The 19,879-nt window shown below is 38.8% G+C and carries 22 protein-coding genes; 14 read left to right on the forward strand and 8 right to left on the reverse strand.

The annotated features are described in order from the left end of the window. The first annotated feature begins 122 nt into the window (after positions 1 to 122). Positions 123 to 965 (forward strand): methyltransferase, encoded by an 843-nt coding sequence (locus KO509_RS04295; protein ID WP_215972061.1) that lies wholly within the window; start codon positions 123 to 125, stop codon positions 963 to 965. A 50-nt stretch (positions 966 to 1,015) separates the two neighbouring features. Continuing rightward, the gene (gene purD / locus KO509_RS04300; RefSeq protein WP_215972062.1) at positions 1,016 to 2,308 is read left to right on the forward strand and encodes a phosphoribosylamine--glycine ligase; all 1,293 of its coding nucleotides are present in this window, start codon (positions 1,016 to 1,018) and stop codon (positions 2,306 to 2,308) included. 112 nt (positions 2,309 to 2,420) lie between these two features. On the opposite strand, the gene KO509_RS04305 is transcribed toward purD, so the two are convergent. From KO509_RS04305 to KO509_RS04330, 6 genes are all read right to left on the reverse strand, one after another. After that, the gene (locus tag KO509_RS04305; protein ID WP_215972063.1) at positions 2,421 to 3,284 is read right to left on the reverse strand and encodes a sugar phosphate isomerase/epimerase; all 864 of its coding nucleotides are present in this window, start codon (positions 3,282 to 3,284) and stop codon (positions 2,421 to 2,423) included. Positions 3,285 to 3,354: 70 nt separating this feature from the next. After that, on the reverse strand, positions 3,355 to 5,088 hold the full coding sequence (locus KO509_RS04310; protein ID WP_215972064.1) for a GMC family oxidoreductase: 1,734 nt from the start codon (positions 5,086 to 5,088) through the stop codon (positions 3,355 to 3,357). Positions 5,089 to 5,137: 49 nt separating this feature from the next. Continuing rightward, on the reverse strand, positions 5,138 to 5,758 hold the full coding sequence (locus KO509_RS04315) for a gluconate 2-dehydrogenase subunit 3 family protein (RefSeq protein ID WP_215972065.1): 621 nt from the start codon (positions 5,756 to 5,758) through the stop codon (positions 5,138 to 5,140). Next, the gene (locus tag KO509_RS04320) at positions 5,751 to 6,974 is read right to left on the reverse strand and encodes an MFS transporter (protein ID WP_215972066.1); all 1,224 of its coding nucleotides are present in this window, start codon (positions 6,972 to 6,974) and stop codon (positions 5,751 to 5,753) included. Before KO509_RS04320 ends, KO509_RS04315 begins: the two co-directional genes overlap by 8 nt. Positions 6,975 to 6,998: 24 nt before the next feature. After that, a complete protein-coding gene (locus KO509_RS04325; protein ID WP_215972067.1) occupies positions 6,999 to 8,066 on the reverse strand; it encodes a sugar phosphate isomerase/epimerase in 1,068 nt (355 codons plus the stop codon). 1 nt (position 8,067) lies between these two features. After that, on the reverse strand, positions 8,068 to 9,243 hold the full coding sequence (locus tag KO509_RS04330) for a Gfo/Idh/MocA family oxidoreductase (protein WP_252727381.1): 1,176 nt from the start codon (positions 9,241 to 9,243) through the stop codon (positions 8,068 to 8,070). Between the two features lie 161 nt (positions 9,244 to 9,404). On the opposite strand from KO509_RS04330, the gene KO509_RS04335 reads away from it, so the two are divergent. Beyond that, on the forward strand, positions 9,405 to 10,148 hold the full coding sequence (locus KO509_RS04335; RefSeq protein ID WP_215972068.1) for an AraC family transcriptional regulator: 744 nt from the start codon (positions 9,405 to 9,407) through the stop codon (positions 10,146 to 10,148). Between the two features lie 207 nt (positions 10,149 to 10,355). Here KO509_RS04335 and fusA read toward each other — a convergent pair whose 3' ends face one another. Then, the gene (gene fusA, locus KO509_RS04340) at positions 10,356 to 12,458 is read right to left on the reverse strand and encodes an elongation factor G (protein WP_215972069.1); all 2,103 of its coding nucleotides are present in this window, start codon (positions 12,456 to 12,458) and stop codon (positions 10,356 to 10,358) included. A 291-nt stretch (positions 12,459 to 12,749) separates the two neighbouring features. Continuing rightward, positions 12,750 to 14,396: an AMP-binding protein gene (locus KO509_RS04345; protein WP_215972070.1), complete on the reverse strand. Its 1,647-nt coding sequence runs from the start codon at positions 14,394 to 14,396 to the stop codon at positions 12,750 to 12,752. 395 nt (positions 14,397 to 14,791) lie between these two features. On the opposite strand from KO509_RS04345, the gene rpsJ reads away from it, so the two are divergent. The 11 genes from rpsJ to rpsQ all read left to right on the forward strand — a co-directional run bounded on the left by rpsJ (position 14,792) and on the right by rpsQ (position 19,784). Continuing rightward, positions 14,792 to 15,103, forward strand: a complete 312-nt coding sequence (rpsJ, locus tag KO509_RS04350; protein ID WP_070375080.1) for a 30S ribosomal protein S10 — start codon at positions 14,792 to 14,794, stop codon at positions 15,101 to 15,103. Between the two features lie 14 nt (positions 15,104 to 15,117). Continuing rightward, a complete protein-coding gene (rplC, locus tag KO509_RS04355; RefSeq protein ID WP_215972071.1) occupies positions 15,118 to 15,756 on the forward strand; it encodes a 50S ribosomal protein L3 in 639 nt (212 codons plus the stop codon). Positions 15,757 to 15,772: 16 nt separating this feature from the next. After that, complete coding sequence (gene rplD / locus KO509_RS04360) at positions 15,773 to 16,378, forward strand: 50S ribosomal protein L4 (protein WP_159822967.1); 606 nt, start codon at positions 15,773 to 15,775, stop codon at positions 16,376 to 16,378. Beyond that, positions 16,375 to 16,677 carry a 50S ribosomal protein L23 gene (gene rplW, locus KO509_RS04365; RefSeq protein WP_159821677.1) on the forward strand — a complete coding sequence of 101 codons (303 nt, stop codon included), beginning with the start codon at positions 16,375 to 16,377 and terminating at the stop codon, positions 16,675 to 16,677. Before rplD ends, rplW begins: the two co-directional genes overlap by 4 nt. Before the next feature lie 11 nt (positions 16,678 to 16,688). Then, on the forward strand, positions 16,689 to 17,513 hold the full coding sequence (gene rplB, locus KO509_RS04370; protein WP_215972072.1) for a 50S ribosomal protein L2: 825 nt from the start codon (positions 16,689 to 16,691) through the stop codon (positions 17,511 to 17,513). 75 nt (positions 17,514 to 17,588) lie between these two features. Next, the gene (gene rpsS / locus KO509_RS04375; RefSeq protein WP_011041718.1) at positions 17,589 to 17,864 is read left to right on the forward strand and encodes a 30S ribosomal protein S19; all 276 of its coding nucleotides are present in this window, start codon (positions 17,589 to 17,591) and stop codon (positions 17,862 to 17,864) included. 11 nt (positions 17,865 to 17,875) lie between these two features. After that, positions 17,876 to 18,208, forward strand: coding sequence for a 50S ribosomal protein L22 (gene rplV / locus KO509_RS04380; protein ID WP_215972073.1), 333 nt, complete (start codon positions 17,876 to 17,878; stop codon positions 18,206 to 18,208). Positions 18,209 to 18,220: 12 nt separating this feature from the next. After that, on the forward strand, positions 18,221 to 18,916 hold the full coding sequence (gene rpsC, locus KO509_RS04385) for a 30S ribosomal protein S3 (protein WP_159821674.1): 696 nt from the start codon (positions 18,221 to 18,223) through the stop codon (positions 18,914 to 18,916). Between the two features lie 12 nt (positions 18,917 to 18,928). After that, positions 18,929 to 19,342 (forward strand): 50S ribosomal protein L16, encoded by a 414-nt coding sequence (rplP, locus tag KO509_RS04390; RefSeq protein WP_159821673.1) that lies wholly within the window; start codon positions 18,929 to 18,931, stop codon positions 19,340 to 19,342. Continuing rightward, positions 19,342 to 19,533 carry a 50S ribosomal protein L29 gene (gene rpmC / locus KO509_RS04395; protein WP_159821672.1) on the forward strand — a complete coding sequence of 64 codons (192 nt, stop codon included), beginning with the start codon at positions 19,342 to 19,344 and terminating at the stop codon, positions 19,531 to 19,533. The genes rplP and rpmC overlap by 1 nt, the downstream gene beginning before the upstream one ends. After that, entirely contained in the window at positions 19,533 to 19,784 is a 252-nt protein-coding gene (gene rpsQ / locus KO509_RS04400) for a 30S ribosomal protein S17 (RefSeq protein ID WP_215972074.1), read from the forward strand. Before rpmC ends, rpsQ begins: the two co-directional genes overlap by 1 nt. Positions 19,785 to 19,879 lie beyond the last annotated feature (95 nt).

Raw genomic sequence — 19,879 nt, forward strand, 5'->3', positions numbered from 1 at the left:
GCAGTGTTGATTTATTTACTTACAATGAAAATTGCTATAAATAAAATCACCACTGCTTGTTTATTTAAAATCTGCTATAACTAGTGTTCTTTTAGTAACTTAAAACAGTTAATGGAAATATTATGACTCATTTAAAAAGCTTTAAATCTTTACTTTGTTCAACAGTAATCACTGCAACATTAGGCTTAAGCGCACTCGCTAGCTCAAATCTTTATGCCCATGCTAATCATGATCATAACAGCTCTGCACTTGAGCAAGCTGTGTCAGGTGAGCATCGTTCAGCTAAAAATAAAGCGCGTGATGAATATCGTCATCCGGTTGAAACATTGAAGTTTTTTGGTTTTACACCAGAAATGACAGTGGTAGAACTTACTCCAGGTGGTGGTTGGTATACTGAAATTTTAGCGCCTGCTCTAAAAGAGTCGGGTAAATATTATGGTGCTCATTATCCTGATACAGGTGAAGACAATTACTATTCTAAATCACGTAAAGCATTAGAGAAAAAAATTGCCTCGAACGATATTTATAGTGAAGTTGTATTAACTGACTTTGTTCCGCGTAAAGCAAGTGAAATAGCCCCTGAAGGGACGGCTGATCTAGTGTTAACTTTTCGTAACTTACATAACTGGAAAGCTGAAGGTGTAGAGCAAGTGTTTAAAGACGCTTACAAGGCACTTAAGTCTGGTGGTGTACTAGGTGTTGTTGAGCATCGTTTACCAGCAGGTGTTGCCCCTGAAAAAGCAGCGGGTTATGTTTCAGAAGCAACGACTATTAAGCAAGCTAAAGCAGCAGGTTTTCGTTTTGCTGGCGCAAGTGAAATAAATGCTAACCCGAAGGATATGGCTCAGCATCCTAAAGGTGTATGGACTTTACCACCGTCATTACGTTTAGGCGAAACTGATAAAGAAAAATATTTGGCGATTGGCGAAAGCGATCGTATGACCTTAAAGTTTGTTAAGCCTTAATTTAACGGTGTTAGCAACTTTAAAAGCAAAATAAACAATAGGAAAAATACATGAAAGTTTTAGTTATAGGATCAGGTGGTCGTGAGCATGCGTTGGCATGGAAAGCGGCTCAATCTAATCAAGTTACTAAAGTATTTGTTGCCCCAGGTAATGCTGGAACTGCAACTGAAGAAAAATTAGAAAATGTTGATCTTGATGTTAGTGATAACGCCGCTTTGGTTGCTTTTGCACAAAGTGAAGGTGTGGCATTAACTATTGTTGGCCCAGAGCAACCTTTAGTTGATGGTGTTGTTGATGCATTTCAAGCACAAGGTTTGGCTATTTTTGGTCCAAGTGCTAAAGCAGCGCAATTAGAAGGCTCAAAATCATTTACTAAAGACTTTTTAGCGCGTAATAATATCCCTTCGGGTAGCTATGAAAACTTTACTGAAGTTGAACCTGCGCTTGCTTATGTTCGTGAGAAAGGTGCACCCATTGTTGTTAAAGCTGATGGTTTAGCGGCAGGTAAGGGCGTTATTGTTGCACTAACATTAACTGAAGCAGAAGATGCTATTAAAGATATGTTAGCGGGTAATGCTTTTGGTGATGCTGGGCATCGTGTTGTTATTGAAGAGTTTCTTGAAGGTGAAGAAGCAAGTTTCATTGTTATGGTTGATGGTAAAAATGTTTTACCAATGGCAACAAGCCAAGATCATAAACGTGCATTAAATGGTGATTTAGGTCCGAATACTGGTGGTATGGGCGCTTATTCTCCAGCTCCGGTAGTAACACCTGAAATTCATGATCGCATCATGGCTGAAGTTATTATGCCAACTGTTGAAGGTATGGCAAATGAAGGCGCACCTTATACAGGTTTCTTATACGCTGGTTTAATGATTGCAGCAGATGGTACTCCTAACGTTATTGAATATAATTGTCGTTTTGGTGATCCTGAAACGCAACCAATAATGATGCGTTTACAATCAGATATTGTTGAACTTTGTTTAGCTGCTACACGCGGTGAATTAGATAAAGCAACGATTGATTTTGATAGTCGTGCTGCTGTTGGTGTTGTATTAGCTGCAAACGGCTATCCTGCAAGTTACCCTAAAGGTGATGTGATTTCAGGACTTGAAACTAATACCAATGCCTCTGCAAAAACATTTCATGCCGGTACTAAGTTAAATGATAAAGGTGAAGTTGTAACTAATGGCGGACGCGTATTATGTGCCACTGCTTTAGGGAACACTGTTACTGAAGCTCAACAATTAGCGTATGAATTACTGCATCAGATCTCTTGGCAAGGTGTAGAGTTTAGAACAGATATTGCTTATCGTGCAATTGCGCGTGAACAAAACGCTTAAACTGATATTTGCTACATTGTAATAAATAAAAGGGCTGATAATAAATTATCAGCCCTTTTTTATTATGTTGTCTCGTCGTTAATTATTTAACAATTTAGCAAAAACCGTCACATTATAGTTTTTGTAATATTTTATCTAAGCCCATTTTTGATTGTGCCACCGCTTGTAACGGAGTTAAACCATTTGGATACTCTTCTTGTTCGACAACTATCCATGAAGTGCCACCAACAGCAATATTCGTTTTAGTTAGGTTTAACCAGTCAATAGTATCTTGACCAATAATAGGTAGTTTACCTGTAGTACCTTCAGGCAAGCGTACTTTGTAATGTGTGGTTAATGTACGACCAGGATAACGTTTTACGTATTCGATTGGATCTTTACCTGCATAAGTTGTCCAACCTACATCTTGCTGTAAAATAACGTTAGGTGTGGTGTTTTTTGCTAAGTAATCCCAATAGGTTGAATGATTGAACTCATTAAATTCTTGGTCATGGTTATGAAAACCAATTTTCATACCTAACGGTGCAAGTTTTTTTGCGAAGTAATTGAGTTTTTCAACGATGATTTTAATACCTTCTGGATGCCATGCTCGTTCATCCCAAGGAATGATTAAATAATCTATTCCCGCAGTTTTATAATAGCTGGTTGTTTTTTCAAAATTTTCATCATTAAGTTGTTCAAAAATAATATGGCCACCGCTTCCTTCCATGCCAAGAGAAGCAAGGTAGTTTTTTAATCCTTTGGCGTCATTTTCGAATGGACCAAAATCACGTGCAAATTCAACTCCTTGAAATCCTAATTTTGCTAGTTGTTCAATAGTGCCTTTAAAGTCTTCCTTAAGCTCGTCTTTAACCGACCATAGTTGCACACTTATTTTAGGAATCGGTTTTGTTATTGCTTTATCGTGATCCGCATGAGCAAAGCAATTTGTTGATAATGTTAGCATCGCGAGCAATAGTAAATTAATTAATTTCATATATTTTCTCTTATGTAGTTTTCTTTTTTTGATTTATAGCTACTAATTTAATCAGTAATACCGAGTGTTATTAAATCCGCTTATTATTCATTTCTTTTACGGCATAATCCACAGCACGAACAGTAAGCGCCATAAAGGTTAAGGAGGGATTAGCCACACCAGATGAACAAAAACTCGAGCCATCAGTCACAAATAGGTTTGGAATGTCATGTGTTTGGTTGTAGGCATTCAAAACCGATTCAGCTGGATCTTTACCCATTCTTGCCGTTCCTACTTCATGAATAGCGAGTCCTGGTGCATTTTTATCAATAGAGGTATAGCTCTTTACATCTTTCAAGTCTGCTTTAAGTAGCATTTCTTTAGCTGTTTGCGCAGCATCTTCCATCATTAATACTTCATTGTCAGACCATTGACAGTTAATGTGTAATTGTGGAATACCCCATTTGTCTTTTTTAGTTTTATGAAGAGAAACTTGGTTTTCAAAACGTGGCAACATTTCACCTTGCGCATGTAAGCCAAAATGCCAGCTACTAGCCTGCGTTAGTTGTTGTTTATATGCAGCTCCAATACCAGTTTCAAAACGCGCATCTCGCCAATCTTTACGACCAAATCCGCCCGCTAATGCATAACCTCGTTTATAGTTCTTCTTATAAAGTGAAGGTTTAAATTGAAAGTTAGGCATATAAGCTTCTGTCGGACGACGGCCAGAATAATATTCGTCTTCGTAACCTTCTACTATTCCTGTGGCTCCCGCATTATAGACATGGTCCATTAAGTAATGGCCTAAAACGCCAGAGCTATTGGCAATGCCTTGTGGGAATTTTTTGGAAATAGAGTTAAGCATGATCTGTGTAGAGCCAAGTGTTGATGCACACACGAATACTACCTTGGCAAAATACTCTCGAGTAGTTAGGTTATCATTATCAATAACTTTAACGCCTTTTACGCGGTTGGTTTTTTCATCATAAATTAAGCTATGAACAACGCTGTTAGGTGCTATATGTAAGTTACCCGTTTTTGCTGCCGCGGGTAATGTTGAGCTTTGTGTTGAGAAATAAGCCCCAAATGAACAACCTTTTTGACATTCATTTCTTGATTGGCATTGTACTCTGCCTTGAGATATGTGAAGTTCAGAGGGTTTAGTCAGGTGAGCGGCACGTCCCATTATCATTGGTCTTTGAGGATATAACTTCGCTAGTTTATTTTTTATATCAAACTCAGGTTTAGTCCATTCAAATGGCGGTAAAAAAACACTATCAGGTAACTGAGGTAGGTTGTCGTAATTACCACTAATACCAACATGCTTTTCAACATGGCTATACCAATGCTCTAAATCTTTATAACGAAGTGGCCAATCAATACCAATACCGTCAGCCTTATTGATATTAAATTCATTATCACTAAAGCGATAAGATTGACGATGCCAGATTAACGATTTACCACCTAGTTGATTAGCCCTAATCCAGCTGAAGTCTGTACCTTTTTCTGTTGAGTAGGGTAAATCTTTATCATTACCAAAAAATTGTTTTGTAGCATCATGGAATGCGTAACACTTTTTCTGAATTTTATATTGTTCTTCAACTAGTAAGTTGTCGACCTTCATACGGTTAGCAAATTCCCAAGGGCCTTTACCTTCGTCAATATAATCTTTTTGATGCTCTACTACACGTCCGCGTTCTATCATTAAGGTTTTTAAGCCGCGTTCACATAATTCTTTCGCTGCCCAGCCACCAGAAATACCAGAGCCTATGACTAAGGCATCATATTCTTCATTACTTTCGTTAATATACAAATCTTTATCCATAAAATACTTCTTAGCATTTATTACTAGTTTAAGTCGAGTTCAGGCTCTTTTAGTAATACGCTAAAGACCCCCATGCTTTTTTCAAGGATGAATAGGATACCGAACCTTTAAATCCGCCAGGAACAGCTTGATAGTTTAGTGCTTGAGTTGCACCAACTTCAGTGGTGAAATAACCAAAAATTAATAAGGCTTTCAATTCTTTAAATTGTTCTTTGTTTTCTAGATTAAAGCCTAATTTTTGTGATTCTAATGCCACTAATAAAGCCGTTTGTTGGTCGGCAGTAATCGTGGTAAATGGTTGAGAAAAATTAGCGTTGCTTTGCTGATTAATTGTATTCACAATATTTTTAGCATGTGCTTGTTGCTCTTGGCTATGACACGCAGATAGTTGATGATCTAAAAAGCCATGTACATCTAATTCTGCAGCACTTGGGGTATCTGTTGCTGGTAAAACGACAGCACAAATATCATGCAAAATTTGCATTTCTAACTGAGAAAATAGTTTACCATTTTTTAGGGTGCTATTAGCTTGGGCTTCATATTTAAAAGCTGAAGCTAGCGCATTAGTACTTGTTAATTGGGAGATGGCAACGCTTCCCATTATTGCAGTTAAACCACGTAAAAATTGTCTTTTACTATTGTGATAAGCGCTTTCATGTTTATTATTCACGTGTTACCTCAGTCGCTTTAGTTGATTTGCGCATAAATATTACCAATGCTGTAAAAGCAAAGATAAGCACAAAGGGAAAAATACTTAAATTAGCCAATGTTGCTTGGCCAGCTGCTAGTTCGGCTAGCTCAGGTGAGCTATTGACAGCTAATGCTTCAAGGCGTGCTTTATCAATCCAACTACCAATAATAGGATTCCACATACTAACAGCAAACATACCGATACCACCAAGTATCGACATGCCTAAAGCACCTGACTTGGGAATGTTTTCAGCGACAAAGCCAACCATAGTTGGCCAAAAATAGGTTACGCCTAAAGCAAACAATAAAGCTGAAAAGTACACCATATTACCTGTCGCTATACTCATGCTGTATATGCCGAGTGTGGTAACGATAGCAGAATAGAGTAATACGCCTGCGGGATTAAATTTATGAATAAGTGGTCCTGCAAAATAACGACCTACTGCCATTACACCAGTGATCATTGCCATAATAAGCATAGGCGATGCCCCTGATGAACCTAGAATGCGTTCAATCCATTGTTGCGTGCCTAATTCACTTGTAGTTGTTAATGTCATGCAAAATGCGATAAATAAAAATAAAGGGGAGAATAATGCTTTAATATTAACGGTTGTGGAAGTGTTGATATTTGTGGTTTGAGGGAATTTTTGCGTAAAAATTAAATAGCCATAGATTATCGTAGGAACCAGCATAACAGCTATTTGTGCTTGCCAACCAAAACTCATATCGGTCATGTTTTTTGAAATTAATGCACCAATGACCACTCCTCCAGGAAACCATACGTGAAAACGGTTTAGCATAGTGGTTTTATTTTTATGATAAATATCGGCAATAAGTGGATTACAAGCGGCTTCTACTGAACCATTAGCAAAACCAATACAAAAGCTGGAAATTAATAGTGTCCAGAAACCTGCTGCATTCATTGTTAACAGTAAACCGAGTAAATGCCCGATAAAAGCTATCAATACTAATTTCTTGGCTCCTAGGAAATTATATAACAAACCACCTAACATCGTTGCAACAGGAAATCCTAAAAAGGCCATTGCGTTAATCCATCCCAATTGAGTATCGGAAAGAGAGAAATCTTGACTTAGTTGACCTAAAATACCTGCTCTAATGGCAAAGGTCATGGCTGTGACTGTTAGCGCTAAACAACAGGCAATAAACAACTTGTTTTTATTAATATTTGTTGACATATTTCGTCACTTATTTGTAGTTTGTTATAATCCTAGAATATCTCGATTCAAGTTGGCATCTTCACCACTAGCTGCAAAATCATCAAAGGCATGTTCAGGTGTTCTAATTAAGTGTTGTGCGATAAATGGCGCGCCTTCTTTTGCACCATCTTCAGGGTGTTTTAAACAACACTCCCATTCAAGTACTGCCCAACCATCATAACCATACTGTGTTAACTTACTAAAAATCTGTTTAAAGTCTATTTGACCATCCCCTAATGATCGAAAACGACCTGGTCTATTCTGCCAATCTTGGTAACCGCCATAAACACCACTTCTTCCATTGGGCCTAAATTCAGCATCTTTAACATGAAAGGCTTTAATTTTTTCATGATAAATATCGATAAAAGCTAAATAATCTAATTGTTGAAGTACAAAGTGACTTGGATCGTACAGTATATTTGCTCGTTGATGATTCCCTGTTGCTTCAAGGAAGCGCTCAAAAGTAACGCCATCATGTAGATCTTCACCAGGGTGTAATTCATAGCAGACATCAACACCTGCATCTTCGAACTTATCTAGAATAGGCAACCATCGTTGTGCTAATTCTTTAAAACCATCTTCTACTAAGCCAGCAGGGCGTTGTGGCCAAGGATAAAAGGTTTGCCATAATAATGCGCCAGAAAATGTGGCATGGGCTTTTAACCCTAATTTTGCACTTACTTTTGCGGCCATGCCTACTTGTTCAATTGCCCAGGCTGTTCTAGCTTGCGGGTTATTTTTCACTTCATCAATGGCAAAATTGTCAAACTGTTTATTGTAGGTTGGATGAACCGCGACTAATTGTCCTTGAAGATGGGTTGATAATTCACTAATTGATAAACCTGCATTGGTCACAATACCATTAATCTCTTCGCAATAACTTTCACTTTGATAAGCTAATTCTAAATTAAATAGTCGCTTATCCCAGGTAGGAATTTGTACCGCTTTATAACCCATTGCTGCTACCCACTGACAAATGTCGGCGAGATTATTAAAGGGCGCTGTATCTTGGCAAAATTGAGCGAGGAAAATGCCAGGGCCTTTGATTTGTGATTTAAAAATAGGTTCCATATTAGTTCACTTCCATTGGGGTTATGTTCAATGATAACGCTTGCCACTTCTCATTTGATTGATTGGATTGCACAACGTTTTCGATAAATGCCATGCCCCTAATTGCATCTTCAATACTTGGCACATCAAATTCTTGATTAGAGCAATCTACACCATTTTTATGTGCGCGGATCTGCTTGACAAAATTAAGATATATATTGGCAAAAGCTTCTAAATAACCTTCTGGATGACCTGCCGGAGTACGTGTGGCTTGCTGAGCCGCTTCACACATTTCGCCAACCCCCGTTCTAATTAATTGAGTCGGTTCATTAGGTGATTTTAGCAGCAAGGAGTTTGGCTCTAGCTGCGACCATTCAATACTTTTTTTATCGCCATAGATACGTAGCTTTAAATTATTTTCATCACCTACTGCTATTTGACTCGCGAATAGTAGACCTTTTGCGCCATTAGAAAATTTCAATATGACAGTTCCGTCATCATCTAAAGTTCGACCGGGGATAGATGAGGTGAGATCTGCACATAAATGCGTAATTTTTATACCTGATACATATTCAGCTAAATTAGCAGCATGAACTCCTATATCACCCATGCAGCAACTGACACCTGACTTTTTGGGATCTAATCGCCAGCTAGCTTGCTTACTGTTTTCATCGCTTTTTGAGGCAAGCCAACCTTGCGAGTATTCAACGACAACTTTAACAATATTACCCAATTCGCCTTGATTGATAAGGTGCTTAGCTTGCTTAATTAGAGGGTAGCCATTGTAGGTATGGGTTAGTCCATAAAGAACATCATGTTTTGCTAGTATTGATTGTAAGGTTAATACTTCAGATAAGTTTAACGTTGCGGGTTTGTCTGACATTACATGAAAACCACGTTCAATAGCTGCTTTAGCTATTGGAAAGTGCAAATGGTTTGGGGTAACTATCGCGACAAACTCCATACGTTCATTAACAGGTAATAACGCCTCAGCGATAAACATATCTTCATAGTTGGCATAGCAGCGTTCTTCAGGTAAATAAAGTGCAGCACCTGAATCGATCGAACGTTGTGGGTCGGAACTAAAGGCGCCACAAACTAATTCTATCTCGCCATCAAGAGAAGCAGCCATACGATGAATTGCACCAATAAATGCACCTTGACCACCGCCAACCATTCCCATGCGAACTTTTTTCATCAATTCATACCTAACTTATCGCTACAAAGGATTTACTATATAGAGCGAACGAAGAGGGTGTTATTAAAAATTCGGTGGACAATGCAATAAATTCGGCGTTTAATTTTTGTTTTGAAAGTTTTCGTGTTAGTTTTACCTTTCATAAAATGAGAATATAAATAATGATTATTGAACAGCATTCGACGTCTTTTCTTGAACATATTGGCGTTAAACAGTTAGTTAATATGTTTGATTTATTGTCTAGTGATCTTTTTTGGATTAAAGATAGAAACCATGTTTTTATTCATGCTAATCAGGCTTTAATAGAGCACCTTAATGCAAAGAGTTTAGACAGTATTCTGGGGAAAACTGACTTTGATTTTTCACCTGCTCATCTCGCTAAGCAGTTTTTTCGTGATGATGACAAAATTATAGCGGGTGAACAGGTGACTGAACGATTAGAAATGAATATGAATCATGACGGTGATATTGCTTGGTACACTACATCAAAAAGGCCTATTTTTGACAGTGTAAATAATATTGTAGGCTCGTATGGCATAACTCGACATTTACAAAAACAAGCCATTGCTTTTTCTGGCGTTGATGCCATTAAAGAGCCGGTGGACTATATTAGAAAAAATTATCAAACTCATTTTAGTATTGAACAACTAGCCAATGTAGCCCATTTGTCAGTGAGTGCATTGGAACGAAGATTTAAGAAGTATTTAGCGAAAACGCCTAAGCAATTAATTAATGAAATTAGGTTAGAGAACTCCCGCAGGCTCCTAGTAGAAACTAATATGCCAATTGCTGAGGTAGGTGATGCGACTGGTTTCACTGATCATAGTTATTTCAGCAAACAATTTCGCCTTTTTTTTGGTGAACTACCCTCTGAGTTTAGAAAGAATTATCGTAAGAATGCTTAACTATGACGAGCATTGAGTCAGAAGCTTAAACATAGATGCAACAACGCAACATGTCATCATCATGAACTTGATTCAGGATCCCAATAGGTATGCTGCATACTACATGAGATTTAGTTCCAGCAGCTAATCATTATTGGTTAATAAACGACAACCAATAAAAAAGGATGCCGAAGCATCCTTTATTCAAAATAATTAAAATTTAATTATTTATTTTCTCGCTGCGTCTTTCGCTGCTTTCGCTGCTTTAACTTCAGCAATTACTTCTTCAGCTACGTTGTTAGGACAAGGCATGTAGTGAGAGAATTCCATAGAGAATTGACCACGACCTGATGTCATTGTACGTAGAGATCCGATGTAACCGAACATTTCTGAAAGAGGTACGTCAGCTTTGATGCGAACACCAGTAGTACCAGCTTCTTGGTCTTTGATCATACCACGACGACGGTTTAAATCACCGATAACATCACCAACGTGATCTTCAGGAGTAAATACGTCAACAGCCATGATAGGTTCAATTAACTGAGCACCAGCTTTTGGAATTGATTGACGGAAAGCACCACGAGCAGCTAATTCAAATGCAACAGCAGATGAATCGACAGCATGGAAGCCACCATCGTATAATTCAATTTCAACATCTAATACAGGGAAGCCAGCAAGAACACCAGTCTCCATCATGCCTTTGAAGCCTTTCTCGATTGCTGGGAAGAATTCTTTAGGTACATTACCACCAACAACTACAGAGTTGAATACGAAACCAGAACCAGGTTCGCCAGGCTTGATACGGTAATCAATTTTACCGAACTGACCAGAACCACCAGATTGTTTCTTATGTGTGTAAGAATCTTCAATTTCTGATGTGATTGTTTCACGGTAAGCAACCTGTGGTTTACCTACTTCTAAATCAACACCGTAAGTACGCTTAAGGATATCTACTTTGATATCTAAGTGAAGCTCACCCATACCGCGTAAGATTGTTTCGCCTGAATCAACATCAGTTTCAACCATGAATGTTGGATCTTCTGCAACCATTTTACCAATAGCAACACCCATCTTCTCAGAACCACCTTTATCTTTAGGCGTTACAGAGATAGAAATTACTGGAGCAGGGAAAACCATTGCTTCTAGAGTACAAGGGTCTTTAGGATCACATAATGTGTGACCTGTTTGAACATTCTTCATACCAACGATAGCTAAGATATCACCGGCTTGTGCTTCAGAAAGCTCAGTACGGTCATCCGCTTGCATTTCAACCATACGACCAACACGCTCAGTTTTACCTGTGAACGAGTTAAGAATAGTATCACCTTTCTTCAATGTACCTGAGTAGATACGAATAAAGGTAAGAGCACCAAAACGGTCATCCATTATTTTGAATGCTAACGCTTTGAATGTTTCTTTAGTATCAACAATTGCATATTTACCAGTAGGCTCGCCTGCTTCATCAGTTAACGGTTGAGGGTTAACGTCTGTAGGACAAGGTAAGTAATCAACAACAGCATCAAGAAGAAGTTGCATACCTTTGTTTTTGAATGCAGAACCACAGTATGTAGGGAAGAACATTAATTCGTTAGTACCTTTACGGATACACGCTTTAATTTGCTCTTCAGTCGGTGTAAGTTCACCTTCTAAGTATTCCATTAATAAATCTTCGTCTGCTTCTAAAGCAGTTTCGATCATTTGTTCACGGTAGATAGCAGCATCATCAACCATGTCAGCAGGAATATCTTCAATTGTGTAGTTTTCTGGAAGACCAGTTTCGTCCCAGATGTAAGCTTTTTGGCTTAATACATCAACAACACCAACGAATTCATCTTCTTCACCGATTGGTAAAGTCATAATAAGCGGTTGAGCACCTAGTACTTTTTTAACTTGGTCTGTTACACGGTAAAAGTTAGCACCTAAACGGTCTAATTTGTTAACGAAGATTAAACGAGCTACTTTAGAGTCGTTAGCATAACGCCAGTTAGTTTCTGATTGTGGCTCAACACCACCACTACCACAGAATACACCAACACCACCATCAAGAACTTTTAATGAACGATAAACTTCAACAGTGAAATCAACGTGACCAGGAGTGTCAATTACGTTAAAACGGTGTTTTTTCCATTCACATGTAACCGCTGCAGATTGGATGGTAATACCGCGCTCAGCTTCCTGTTCCATGAAATCGGTAGTTGATTCACCGTCATGAGTTTCACCAGATTTATGGATTTTCCCGGTTAATTTAAGGATTCGTTCAGTTGTTGTGGTTTTACCAGCATCAACGTGAGCGAATATACCAATGTTTCTGTACTTAGATAAATCTGCCATTGTTTTACTCTATTTAGTTTAAGGTCTATTCTGCTTTCTTTCTCCTTAACACTTTATATAAGTAAAGGAAGAATAAAAATACAGAATTGTTGAAAATTTGCGCGCGAGTATAACATTACTCAATTAAGATCGATATAACATTGAGAAAAAAAATGTAAATGTTCACTCGTTCTGTTTATATATAGGAATATTAATAAAAAGATATAGTAATATTACTAGAAATAGCAAATAAAAAAGCTAGGTTTATCGTAAATATGCGCCTAGCTATTATTTTTAAGTTGCTTTAAAAGATTATCTAAGTTCTCTACGTAGTAATTTTCCTACCGTAGATTTAGGAATTTCATTAATAAAAATGACATGCTTAGGCACTTTATATGCTGTTAATCCTTGGCGACAAAAGTCAATAACATCTTGTTCAGTCATATTACTATATTGGGCATCTTTATTTTTCACAACAAACAGCTTAACTGCTTCACCTGTTTTTTCATCCGTTACACCAATACAAGCTGACTCTATAATGCCGGGCATGTTGGCTATTTCCGCTTCAATTTCATTAGGGTAAACATTAAAACCTGAGACATTAATCATATCTTTTATACGGTCTACGATATGGAAAAATCCCTTTTCATCGAGCATAGCAACATCGCCTGTTTTAAAATAACCATCGAGTGTCATGCAATCTTCTGTTGCGTGATCATTATTCCAGTAGCCAGACATGACTTGTGGGCCTTTAGCACATAATTCGCCAGCCTCACCTTGTGGCACTTCATTACCATTATGATCTCGAATAGATATGTCAGTATTAGGAAGGGGAATACCGATACCAGGTACATAGATTTCTTCACCATTAATTGTGGCACCAAAATTCAATGATAAAACGGGGGACGTTTCTGACAATCCATAACCTTCTTGAAGTCTAGTCCCAGTGACTTGTAACCATTTATCTGCCACAGCTTGTTGAACGGCTGCGCCACCACCAATACATAGCTTTAATGCAGAAAAGTCTACTTGCTCAAAACCTGGTGTGTGCAATAGGCCGTTAAATAAGGTATTTACTCCAGTGAACGTTGTTGCAGGTGTGTTTTTCCATATTTCGACAAAGCTGGGCATATCACGAGGATTCGTAACTAAAACATTTTTAGCGCCGAAGGTAAAATAGGCTAGGGTGTTCGCCATTAAGGCGAAGATGTGATACATAGGAATCGCGGTAATAACAATATCATTACCGTAGTCTATTTCATTTTTAGCAAATTCTTCATACTGCAATATATTCGCAATTAAATTACCGTGACTAAGCATAGCGCCTTTTGATAATCCGGTGGTGCCACCGGTATATTGTAAATACAATAAATCGTCTTGGCATAGCTTAGGCTCCGCTAATTCACTATTCTTTCCTTGAGCTAAGGCGTCGGTAAAGCTAATAGTATGACTTAAACGCTCATCAATAGGTTCACACGGTAACCCTTTGTTGATTAAATCATCTAAATTAATGGTAATCACATTCTTTACGTTAGTTTTGCCAATAACATCAGCGAGCATTTTAGTTGATGAAGAAAATATAATGATAGTGTCTACTTGGGCATCATTAAGTTGATGCTCTAATTCGCGCGGTGTATACATTGGGTTTACATTTACCTGTACTCCTCCAACACGAATAATGCCCCACATAGCAATTGGGAAGCATAAAGTATTTGGACACATTAAGGCGACACGATCGCCTTTGGTAATATTCAACTTGTTTTGTAAAAAAGCGGCAAAATCTCGTGATAAACTATTTACCTGATTGAAGGTCAGTTCCGCGCCAAAATTACTAAAAGCTGTTTGCTGTTGATATTTAGCCGTTGTTTCATGAAATAAGTCTATTAATGAAGTGTAACGGGTTAAATCGACCTCATGAGCTACATTTGTAGGATAATTAGTAAACCAAGGTTTATTCATGTCCTTCCCCTCTTTATATGATGATAATTATTATGGTTAATTCTTTTTATAGTTATTTCGAGTGTAATGAATATTCAATTGAAACGCTATTAGGTTAACAGGCTGAATATTTAAAACTTAGCAATGAGTAATTAATACTTGCTCATATTCTAATCTTATGTATAATACGCGACCACATTCAGGAGAACTGGGTGTAGTTTTGTTTATACAGTTTTGTCTGTTTTATAAAGATAATCATTCAAACGTAAACAAACTAAGGTATTAACGTATTAGTTATTTCCTTATACAGCAACGCTAATTTTGCGTTGAATGTTTATTTAGTAATACACCCCCTTCCAGTACATAAGGAAGCAGAGGGATGTATTTTTTTGTTCTTTTAAAAGGGGATTTGATAAATGTCAAATCAAAGAATTCGCATTCGTTTGAAAGCGTTCGATCATCGTTTGATTGATCAATCTACAGCAGAGATCGTTGATACTGCTAAGCGTACTGGCGCACAGGTTCGTGGTCCTATTCCACTTCCAACTCGCAAAGAACGTTTTACAATATTAACTTCTCCACACGTTAACAAAGATGCGCGTGACCAGTACGAAATTCGTACTCACAAACGCATGATTGATATCGTTGAGCCAACTGAAAAGACTGTAGACGCATTAATGCGTTTAGATCTTGCAGCTGGTGTTGATGTTCAAATCAGCTTGGGCTAAGAGGAGTTTTAACAATGACTATAGGTCTAGTTGGACGTAAAGTGGGTATGACTCGTGTCTTCACAGAAGATGGCGTTTCTACTCCTGTTACAGTTCTAGAAGTTGAAGCGAACCGTGTTTCTCAGGTTAAAACTGTAGACAACGATGGTTATTCAGCGCTTCAAGTTACTACGGGCAAGCGTAAAGCAAGCCGTGTTAACAAACCAGCAGCTGGTCATTTCGCTAAAGCAGGCGTTGAAGCAGGTCGTGGCCTGTGGGAATTCCGCTTAAATGCAAATGAAGGTAGCGATATTGAAGCTGGCAGTGAAATCACTGTTGAGATTTTCAATGAAACTAAATTAGTAGATGTAACTGGTACCTCTAAAGGTAAAGGTTTCCAAGGTGGTATCAAGCGCTGGAATTTCAGCATGCAAGATGCAACTCATGGTAACTCGATTTCTCACAGATCTAACGGTTCGTTAGGTCAGTGTCAAACACCAGGTCGCGTTTTCAAAGGCAAAAAAATGTCTGGTCACATGGGTGCTGTGCGCGTTACTACACAAAACCTTGAATTGGTTCGCGTTGACGCAGAACGTAACTTGTTGCTTGTTAAAGGCGCAGTTCCGGGTGCTATCAACGGTAACGTAATCATCAAACCAGCTGTTAAAGCTTAGTCCAGGAGATTTTGTGATGGAATTATCATTAAAAGACGCATCAGGTGCTCTTGAAGTTTCTGAAGCAACTTTTGGACGTGAGTTTAATGAAGCTTTAGTACACCAAGTAGTAGTTGCATATGCAGCTGGTGCTCGTCAAGGTACTCGTGCTCAGAAAACTCGTTCAGAAGTTAGCGGCGGTGGTGCAAAACCATGGCGTCAAAAAGGTACAGGCCGAGCTCGTGCCGGTACTACTCGTGGTCCAATCTGGCGTTCTGGTGGCGTAACATTCGCTGCTAAACCTCAAGATCACAGTTTAAAAGTTAACCGTAAAATGTATCGTGGTGCTATTGCTAGCATCTTATCTGAATTAGTTCGTCAAGAACGTTTAGTTGTAGTAAACGATTTTTCGGTAGAAACACCTAAAACTAAAGAATTAGTTGCTAAGTTGAAAGGCTTAGAGCTTAAAGATGTATTGATTGTAACTAAAGAAGTTGACGAGAACTTGTTCTTATCAGCACGCAACTTATATAAAGTTGACGTTCGTGATGTTGCAGCAATTGATCCTGTAAGCTTAGTTGGTTTCGAAAAAGTTTTAATTACTGCTGATGCAGTTAAAGAAATCGAGGGGATACTAGCATGATAAACGAAGAACGTTTGTTGAAAGTGCTTTTAGCACCAAATATTTCTGAAAAAGCAACTGTAGCAGCTGAAGCAAACAACACTGTTGTTTTCAAAGTTACTACTGATGCAACTAAAGCTGAAATTAAAGCGGCCGTTGAGAAGCTTTTTGAAGTTTCTGTTGTAGGTGTTAATACACTTAATGTTAAGGGTAAAGTAAAACGTACTGGAGCTCGTTTTGGTCGTCGTAACGACTGGAAAAAAGCTTACGTAACTCTTGCAGAAGGTAGTGACATCGACTTCGTTGGCGCTGAATCATAGGAGTAGTTAAAATGGCTATTGTAAAATGTAAACCTACTTCTCCGGGTCGTCGTCACCTAGTTAAAGTGGTAAACAAAGAGCTTCATAAAGGTAAGCCTTACGCACCATTATTAGACACTAAGTCTAAGTCTGGTGGTCGTAACAATAATGGTCGTATTACCGTTCGTCATATTGGCGGTGGTCATAAGCATCATTATCGTATCGTTGACTTTAAACGTAATAAAGATGGTATCCCTGCGAAAGTTGAACGTTTAGAATACGATCCAAATCGTAGTGCTAACATCGCTTTAGTATTATATGCAGATGGTGAACGTCGTTACATCTTAGCCCCTAAAGGCTTAAAAGCTGGTGATTCTATCCAGTCTGGTGTTGATGCTCCTATTAAAGCGGGTAATACTATGCCTTTACGCAACACGCCATTAGGTAGTGTTGTGCATGCAATCGAACTTAAACCAGGTAAGGGCGCGCAAATTGCTCGTGCTGCTGGTACTTACGCACAATTAGTTGCGAAAGATGGTGCTTACGTTACTTTACGTCTTCGCTCTGGCGAAATGCGTAAAATCGAAGCAGATTGTCGTGCTACTTTAGGTGAAATCGGCAATGCTGAACACATGCTTCGCTCTCTGGGTAAAGCTGGTGCTTCACGCTGGCGCGGTGTTCGCCCAACTGTTCGTGGTGTTGCCATGAACCCAGTTGACCATCCACACGGTGGTGGTGAAGGTAAAACATCTGGCGGTCGTCATCCGGTATCACCTTGGGGTGTACCAACTAAGGGTTACAAGACTCGTTCGAATAAGCGTACTGATAAATTTATCGTACGTCGTCGTACTAAGTAATTAGTGCATTAAACTAAATACTCATAATTATCGATTAATTTCGGTAATTAGAGTAATGATAATTAAGGAATCACCATGCCACGTTCCCTCAAGAAAGGTCCTTTTATTGACCTACACTTGTTGACGAAGGTAGAGAAAGCGGTGGAAAGCGGGAATAAAAAGCCAATTAAAACTTGGTCCCGTCGTTCAATGATCATCCCTACGATGATCGGATTGACCATAGCTGTCCATAATGGCCGTCAACACGTTCCTGTATTTGTAACCGAAGAAATGATCGGTCACAAATTAGGAGAATTTGCACCAACTCGTACTTATCGCGGTCATGTCGCTGATAAGAAAGCGAAGAAGTAAGGGGAAGTTAGATGGAAGCAATTGCTATACATAAATTTGCCCGTGGTTCTGCGCAAAAAGCACGTTTAGTTGCGGATCAAATCCGCGGCGTACACGTTGAAAAAGCTCTTGAAATACTAACGTTTAGCAACAAATCTGCTGCTGACTTAGTTAAAAAAGTTCTTAATTCAGCGATTGCTAATGCAGAGCACAATGAAGGTGCAGATATTGATGAATTATTCGTTAAAACAATTATGATTGACGATGGTCCAACAATGAAACGTATTATGCCACGAGCGAAAGGCCGAGCCGATCGCATCATCAAGCGCACTAGTCACATTACTGTGATTGTGTCTGATTCTTAGGAGTATATTAGTATGGGTCAAAAAGTTAATCCTACCGGTATTCGCCTAGGGATCACGAAACCTTTCGCGTCTACTTGGTTTGCTAACAGCAAAGATTTTGCTAGCAACTTAGACGGCGACCATAAGGTTCGCGAATTTTTAAAAGAAAAGCTTAAACGCGCTTCACTATCTAAAGTAGTTATTGAACGTCCAGCTAAATCTATCCGCGTAACAATTCACACGGCTCGTCCAGGTGTTGTTATTGGTAAGAAAGGCGAAGATGTTGAGAAGTTACGTTTAGCTGTGTCTAAAATTGCCGGCGTTCCTGCTCAAATCAACATTGCTGAAGTACGTAAGCCAGAAATGGATGCGCAGCTTGTTGCTGACAGTATTGCTAGTCAATTAGAACGTCGTGTTATGTTCCGTCGCGCTATGAAGCGTGCCGTGCAAAACGCTATGCGTTTAGGTGCTAAGGGTATCAAAGTTCAAGTTAGCGGTCGTTTAGGCGGCGCTGATATTGCACGTGCTGAATGGTATCGTGAAGGTCGTGTACCTTTACATACATTACGTGCTGATATCGACTACGCAATTGCGCGTGGCGACACGACTTATGGTGTAATTGGTATTAAAGTTTGGATCTTTAAAGGCGAAATCATTGGTAAAATGCCACTTGTGGCAGAACAACCAGCGGCTAAACCTAAAAGAAAGAACAACCGCAAAGCGAAGTAAGAGGAATAAGTAATGTTACAACCAAAACGTACTAAATTCCGTAAGCAATTTAAATTACGTAACCGTGGTCTTGCACAGGTTGGTAGTTCAGTTAGCTTCGGTACTTTCGGTTTGAAATCGGTTGAGCGCGGTCGTATGACTGCACGCCAAATTGAAGCCGCTCGTCGTGCCATGACTCGTCATGTTAAGCGTCAAGGTAAAATCTGGATACGCGTTTTCCCTGATAAGCCAATTACCAAAAAACCTCTTGAGGTTCGTATGGGTAAAGGTAAGGGTTCAGTAGAATATTGGGTTTGCCAAATTCTTCCTGGCCGTGTTCTTTATGAAATGGAAGGTGTTCCTGAAGAAGTAGCGCGCGAAGCATTTGCTTTAGCTGCTGCTAAACTTCCGTTTAAAACTACCTTCGTAACTAGGACGGTAATGTAATGAAAGCTAGTGAACTAAAAGCAAAAAGCATTGAAGAGCTTAATGCTGAATTACTAGAGCTTCTACGTGAGCAGTTTAACTACCGCATGCAAGCAAGCACTGGTCAATTAGCACAAACTCATTTGCTAAGAACTGTACGTCGCAATATTGCACGTGTTAAGACTATCATCACTGAAAAGGCAGGTAAGTAATGAGCGAAGCTAAAATCCGCACACTACAAGGCGTTGTTATCAGTAACAAGATGGATAAGTCTATCGTTGTAATGATCGAACGTCGTGTTAAGCACCCTATATATGGTAAGTACATCACGCGTTCAACTAAGTTGAAAGCGCACGATGAAGCTAACGTATGTAACGAAGGTGACTTAGTAACTATTACTGAAGTTGCACCAATTTCTAAGTCTAAGAACTGGAAATTAGTTGACGTAGTAGTTAAAGCTTAATTAATATTTTTTAATTAACTTTATAGTTACTTAAAAGCCCCTAGTATTTATTTACTAGGGGCTTTTTTATTCCTCAACTCAAACACAACTTAATA

This window comes from Colwellia sp. C2M11 (genome assembly GCF_018860915.1).
In the GTDB taxonomy this organism is placed as follows: domain Bacteria; phylum Pseudomonadota; class Gammaproteobacteria; order Enterobacterales; family Alteromonadaceae; genus Colwellia.

Bases quoted from the DNA above. Each gene is read 5' to 3' on its own strand.
- KO509_RS04295 (WP_215972061.1), top strand. From the start codon at position 123: ATGACTCATTTAAAAAGCTTTAAATCTTTACTTTGTTCAACAGTAATC.
- purD (WP_215972062.1), top strand. From the start codon at position 1,016: ATGAAAGTTTTAGTTATAGGATCAGGTGGTCGTGAGCATGCGTTGGCA.
- KO509_RS04305 (WP_215972063.1), bottom strand. From the start codon at position 3,284: ATGAAATTAATTAATTTACTATTGCTCGCGATGCTAACATTATCAACA.
- KO509_RS04310 (WP_215972064.1), bottom strand. From the start codon at position 5,088: ATGGATAAAGATTTGTATATTAACGAAAGTAATGAAGAATATGATGCC.
- KO509_RS04320 (WP_215972066.1), bottom strand. From the start codon at position 6,974: ATGTCAACAAATATTAATAAAAACAAGTTGTTTATTGCCTGTTGTTTA.
- KO509_RS04325 (WP_215972067.1), bottom strand. From the start codon at position 8,066: ATGGAACCTATTTTTAAATCACAAATCAAAGGCCCTGGCATTTTCCTC.
- KO509_RS04330 (WP_252727381.1), bottom strand. From the start codon at position 9,243: ATGAAAAAAGTTCGCATGGGAATGGTTGGCGGTGGTCAAGGTGCATTT.
- KO509_RS04335 (WP_215972068.1), top strand. From the start codon at position 9,405: ATGATTATTGAACAGCATTCGACGTCTTTTCTTGAACATATTGGCGTT.
- fusA (WP_215972069.1), bottom strand. From the start codon at position 12,458: ATGGCAGATTTATCTAAGTACAGAAACATTGGTATATTCGCTCACGTT.
- KO509_RS04345 (WP_215972070.1), bottom strand. From the start codon at position 14,396: ATGAATAAACCTTGGTTTACTAATTATCCTACAAATGTAGCTCATGAG.
- rpsJ (WP_070375080.1), top strand. From the start codon at position 14,792: ATGTCAAATCAAAGAATTCGCATTCGTTTGAAAGCGTTCGATCATCGT.
- rplC (WP_215972071.1), top strand. From the start codon at position 15,118: ATGACTATAGGTCTAGTTGGACGTAAAGTGGGTATGACTCGTGTCTTC.
- rplD (WP_159822967.1), top strand. From the start codon at position 15,773: ATGGAATTATCATTAAAAGACGCATCAGGTGCTCTTGAAGTTTCTGAA.
- rplW (WP_159821677.1), top strand. From the start codon at position 16,375: ATGATAAACGAAGAACGTTTGTTGAAAGTGCTTTTAGCACCAAATATT.
- rplB (WP_215972072.1), top strand. From the start codon at position 16,689: ATGGCTATTGTAAAATGTAAACCTACTTCTCCGGGTCGTCGTCACCTA.
- rpsS (WP_011041718.1), top strand. From the start codon at position 17,589: ATGCCACGTTCCCTCAAGAAAGGTCCTTTTATTGACCTACACTTGTTG.
- rplV (WP_215972073.1), top strand. From the start codon at position 17,876: ATGGAAGCAATTGCTATACATAAATTTGCCCGTGGTTCTGCGCAAAAA.
- rpsC (WP_159821674.1), top strand. From the start codon at position 18,221: ATGGGTCAAAAAGTTAATCCTACCGGTATTCGCCTAGGGATCACGAAA.
- rplP (WP_159821673.1), top strand. From the start codon at position 18,929: ATGTTACAACCAAAACGTACTAAATTCCGTAAGCAATTTAAATTACGT.
- rpmC (WP_159821672.1), top strand. From the start codon at position 19,342: ATGAAAGCTAGTGAACTAAAAGCAAAAAGCATTGAAGAGCTTAATGCT.
- rpsQ (WP_215972074.1), top strand. From the start codon at position 19,533: ATGAGCGAAGCTAAAATCCGCACACTACAAGGCGTTGTTATCAGTAAC.